The 5,036-nt window shown below is 66.0% G+C and carries 2 protein-coding genes; one reads left to right on the top strand and one right to left on the bottom strand.

Going from position 1 to position 5,036, the window contains the following annotated elements; all coding sequences use genetic code 11:
- A partial coding sequence (locus TW83_RS17230) for a dTDP-4-dehydrorhamnose 3,5-epimerase family protein (protein WP_045984016.1) occupies nucleotides 1-224 on the bottom strand: 224 nt, incomplete at its 3' end.
- Nucleotides 225-569: 345 nt separating this feature from the next.
- On the opposite strand from TW83_RS17230, the gene TW83_RS17225 reads away from it, so the two are divergent.
- A complete protein-coding gene (locus TW83_RS17225) occupies nucleotides 570-4,442 on the top strand; it encodes a non-ribosomal peptide synthetase (protein ID WP_045984015.1) in 3,873 nt (1,290 codons plus the stop codon).
- Nucleotides 4,443-5,036 lie beyond the last annotated feature (594 nt).

Here is a 5,036-nt window from a genome sequence, read left to right as displayed (position 1 = left end):
ACCAGCTTGCCCTGCGCGAAAGGCGGCGCCTGATAGTGCAGGCCCCGGACCGTGCCGGTCTGCGCGGACATGGAATGGTTGTCCTGCACGAATTCCGGCAGCACCACCCCGGCATCGGCCAGCGTCTTGCGGTTCCAGCTTTCCGAGAAGAAGCCGCGCGCATCGCCATGACGGGCCGGTGTCAGCAGCAGCACTCCGGGCAGCGGGGTTGTTTCTACTATCACTTACTCTTCAGTCAAAATGGATTTTTCAAAAGATTTATATCATGCAGTGGGTTAGAGGATATAAATAACAGAAACGAAGACCTGTCTTGCACAGTTCAAGTGGCAAATTCATCACAATACTCAACCTAAGATTGCACAAGTAGTTGAGTCTCTGTGAATAAATCATGGATGCTTGCGAACCCTCTGACATATCATCGGGCCTCATAGTTGCAGACATGGTCATAATTGCATTCCAATTAAGCTCCATCTTTCCACTGACTACAATTGAGCATGGCTGTCTTACGCAATAGCGTGGCTGGACGCGTATCGCTGTCATCACCATTTTTGTCGGAACGGATTATAACTATGCTGCACGGACCGTCTATCAGCGCGGATGATCGAGAGGGCTTTTGCGATCTGCCAGCCGCTACCGACAGCCAGGCGGCCTTTCTGGCGGGCAGCGACCAAGGCGATCCGGTCCGCGCCCACATCGAACAGGTCGTTCTGGACGCACCGTCCGACATTCTGGCCACCACACGGCTGCAGCATGCGTGGCAGCAACTGGCCGAACGGCACGAAACGCTGCGGACGGTTCTGGTCACCGACGACACGGGCGTCCTGCGGCTGGACGTGCGGGACCGCGCAGAGGTGCGTCTTGATCTTGCCGACCTGTCGGACGCCGCGCTGGACGGGTTTCTGGACGCGGACAGGGCGGCCGGCGTGGACCCGACCGAGGGGCCGGGCTGGCGCGTCACGCTGGCCGACCTGGGTGCGGGGCAGGCGCGGATGGTCTGGACCATTCACCACGCGCTGATCGACGGCACCAGCATCGCGCTGGTGCTGACAGAACTGTGGCGGATCCTGGCGGGCGATCCACTGATGGCACCCGACATAGGCTTCGTGCAGGCCATCCGCGAACGCCATCTGGACGAACCGCAGGCCCGCGCCGCCTTTGCCGCCACGCTATCCGATGAAACCGTCGCCGCGGCGTTTCCCGCGGCCCCGGCCAAGACCCACGGCCCGATGCACCAGAACGACCTGACCTTGTCGATGGCCGCCTCCGACGCCGTCCGCCGCCTGGCCCACGCTGCCGAGGTGACCACGCTGACGGTGGTGCAAGCGGCTTGGGCGATGCTGCTGATGCGCTGGACCGGGCGTCCGGGCGCGGCCTTCGGTCTGGTGGAATCCGGCCGCGGTCACATTGACCGGGTTGCGGGCTGCCTGATCACCACCGTTCCATTTCAGGTGCGGCTGGACGATATCGCCTCCTTTGGCGACCTGCTGGCGCGCCTGCGGGCGCAGACGCTGCAGCTGCGGCCGCATTCCCACGCCCGCCAGACGCTGATCCGGCAATGGTCCGGTCGCCAGGGACGCGCGCCCTTGTACGACACGGTGCTGATGTATCAGCGCGGGACGCTGGCCGCCCGACTGGCGGCCGACGGCTGCGGCTGGACCGGCGTCCGCCTGGTCGAGGAGGGTACGGCCCTGATGTCGCTGTCGGTCCATGACGAAGGCGCGCTGTGGATATCGCTGGAACATGACGCGGCCAGGCTACCGGGGGACATGCCGACCCGTATTCTGTACCAGATGGCCAGCCTGCTGCAGGCGATGGGCAATGCCCGCCCCGACACGCCCCTGTCGGACCTGGCCATGCTGGACGCGGACGAGCAGGGCCGGCTGCAGGCCCTGGGCCGCCCCGACCGCCCGGTGCCGGCAACGCTTGCCGACCTTGCGTCGGCGTTCGAGGCGACGGCCGCGCGCCACGGCGACCGGACCGCGGTGACCGAGGCACAGACGGGACTGTCCGTCGATTTCCGCACGCTGGACCAGCAAGCCAATGCACTTGCGGCGAAGTTGGCCGGATGCGGCATCGGTCTGCAGGACGTCGTGGCGGTCGCCCTGCCCCGATCCGTGCGCCAGATCGTGGCGATGCTGGCCACGCTGAAGGTCGGCGCGGGTTTTCTGCTGCTGGATCTGGACCAGTCGCCCGATTACCTGTCGGGCCTGATCCGGCAGGCGCGCGCCAAGGCGATCGTCGTCCAGCAGGACACGCCGCTGGCAGCATCCGTGCCGAACGTGGTGATCGCCGATGACGCCTGTCAGGCCCACGCCCCGCCGCGTCCGGCGCTGGATGCGGACAGCCTGGCCTATATCACCTTCACCTCGGGCTCCACCGGGACGCCCAAGGCGGTCCGGGGGCTGAATGCTGCGCTCAGCGCGCATGCCCACGCGATGGCAGACGCCTATGCGCTGACGGAGCGGGACGCGGTCCTGCAATTCGCGACGCCCAGTTTCGACGTCGCGCTGGAGGAGGTCTGGCCGACGCTGCTATCCGGCGCGCATGTCGTGCTGCGCGATGCGTCTCCCCTAGGGTCGATCCAGGGTCTGCTGGATCTGGTCCGCCAGCATGGCCTGACGGTTCTGAACCTGCCCGCCAGTTATTGGCAGCAGATGGTGGCCGAACTGCGCGATCATCCCCGGCCCTTGCCGGACAGCCTGCGCCTGCTGGTGACGGGCAGCGAACGCGTGCCACCCGCTGCTTTCCGCGAATGGCTGCGGCTGGCACCGACCGTGCAGTTCGTCAACGCATACGGCCCGGCAGAGGCCACCGTGACCAGCACCCTGTGGCAAGGGTCGTCCCTGACAACCGGGTCCGAGGTTCCGATCGGGCGTCCCGCCGGTCACGCCCGCGTCCTTCTGCGCGCCCCCGACGGCACCCCCACACCATTGGGCGGCGAGGGAGAGATCGTCATCGGCGGCCACGCGGTCAGCGGCGGCTATCTGGACGATCCCGAATCCACCGCGCGGGCGTTCATGACAGACACAGAGGGTCGCCTGTACCGCAGCGGCGATCTGGGCCGCTGGTCCACAGACGGACAGCTGATGTTCCTGGGCCGGGAAGATCGGCAGGTTAAGCTGCGCGGCCAGCGGATCGAACTGGGCCAGATCGAAAGCGCCCTGGCCGCACAGCCCGGCGTGCTGCAATTCTTCGTCGACCTGGACAAGGGTCCGCCGCCGCGTCTGCTGGGCTGGGTCGTCACCGATGACGGCACCGACGTCACGCGGATCGCGCGTGATCTGCGCGACCTTTTGCCGGCCTATATGGTGCCGCGGCTGATCGCGGTGGACGACCTGCCGGTGACCGCGAACGGCAAGATCGCGCGTGACCTGCTGCCCCGCCCTGCCGCCGCCGGTCCCGCGCCGGGCGCCACGCAGGCGGAACCGCAGGTCCTGGCCGTGGCGGACTGCATGGCCGATGTGCTGGAACTGCCGCATGTCGGCCCCGATGACGATTTCTATGACCTGGGCGGTGATTCCCTTCTGGCGCTGCGCCTGATCAGTCTTGTGCGGACCCGGACCGGGCTGCGCCTGCACACCGCCGACGTCATGCAGGCCCCCACCCCCGAGGGGCTGGTGCGCCTGCAGCGCACGACGCCGGACCGGCCCCGTTTCCTGATCCCGACCCAACCCCTGGGCAGCCGCGTGCCGATCATCGGCGTGCATGTGCTGGGCCGCAGGCAGGCGCTGTTCCGACCGTTGTCAGACGCCCTTGGCCCGGATTACCCGGTACTGGGCCTGACCATCGGCGTCCCCGAGGACGGGTTGGATATCCGGGTCGAAGCCGTCGCCCGCACCTATCTGGAGGAACTGGACCGCCACCTGCCGGGACGGCCCGTGTGCCTGGCCGCCGTGTCGATGGCGTCCTATTTCGCCTTGGAACTGGCGCAGCAATTGCGGCGGGCGGGGCGTGACGTGCCCTTGCTGGTGGTGCTGGATGCCGCGGGTCCGGGGGGGCGGCCGTCGGTCCGGGGATGGGCCAAACTGCGCGCCCACCTGGGTCAGCTGCGCCGCCACGGCCTGCGCCATATCGCCGACACGCTGCAAAACCGCCGCCCGCACGACCAGCCCGAGGCGCGCGACCTGTTGCCGAACCAAGATCCGACCGTCGACATGGCCCAGTTGATCGAGGCGAATGTCCAGGCCGTGGTCCATTACGACCCTCAGCCCTACGACCGGCCCATCGCGGTGTTTCGTGCCGATGCCAGCTTCTGGGATTCGCCTGAAGGCAAGCGACAGGGCCTTGGCTGGGCGCAGATCGCGGCGGGCGGATGGACGCTGCACGACCTGCCGGGGACGCACCTCTCGATTCTGGAGCCGGGCAATGTCGAGGCCCTTGCCGACCATCTGCGCCGGCTTGTGCCGCCGGACCCCTCCGCACCCCCCTTGAAGGAGCCATGATGCAATTCGCAATCGGAGCCTGCCCCGAATTGCGCCGTTGGCCAATGGATTGAAGCAAGATCCGGGTATCAGCGGAAATAGGTTTGAAATGCTGGGGTCTTACGGATAATTCGGCGAGAAAATGCCGCCGCAGCCCTAGTGCGGCCTCAACATCAATAATTTCCTATCCCTTCCGTTAGGCCCTCGCACACAGCGACGGGGCAACACACGTGAAGTCCACCCTTGTGGACGTGGTAAACGTCTTCACTGAAATCTTGTCGCCCTCGGCCGAGACGACATCGTAGCCACCTGGTTCACGGCGACCGCAATCTGCCCGCGCATGATTATCGCGGTGTATAGCTTGCCGATGCGGCCCGTCAGGTGGCGCAGCTCGGCAACCTCGGCGCCTCAGGACAGCTCCTTCTCGAACCATTGCAGGGCTTCTGCCAGCAAGCGGATGATCTGAACCTGGCTGAGGCTCATGGGATTAGGTTCCGATATTGCGCGGCGTGCCATCTGGTCATGATACCGCACCGTTTACGCGCGTTGCCAGCTGCTGGAGCCTTTCGTCGTTCCAGCCGAAGCCTTTCGGGCTTCCTAGGGTCCAGACTCATT

It is taken from the genome of Paracoccus sp. S4493, from assembly GCF_000967735.1.
GTDB lineage: Bacteria > Pseudomonadota > Alphaproteobacteria > Rhodobacterales > Rhodobacteraceae > Paracoccus > Paracoccus marcusii.
Note: the sequence above shows the minus strand (reverse complement) of the source record. Positions and strands in the feature narration are given on the sequence as shown.

Coding starts and splice junctions, on each gene's coding strand:
- TW83_RS17225 (WP_045984015.1), top strand. CDS start 570: ATGCTGCACGGACCGTCTATCAGCGCGGATGATCGAGAGGGCTTTTGC.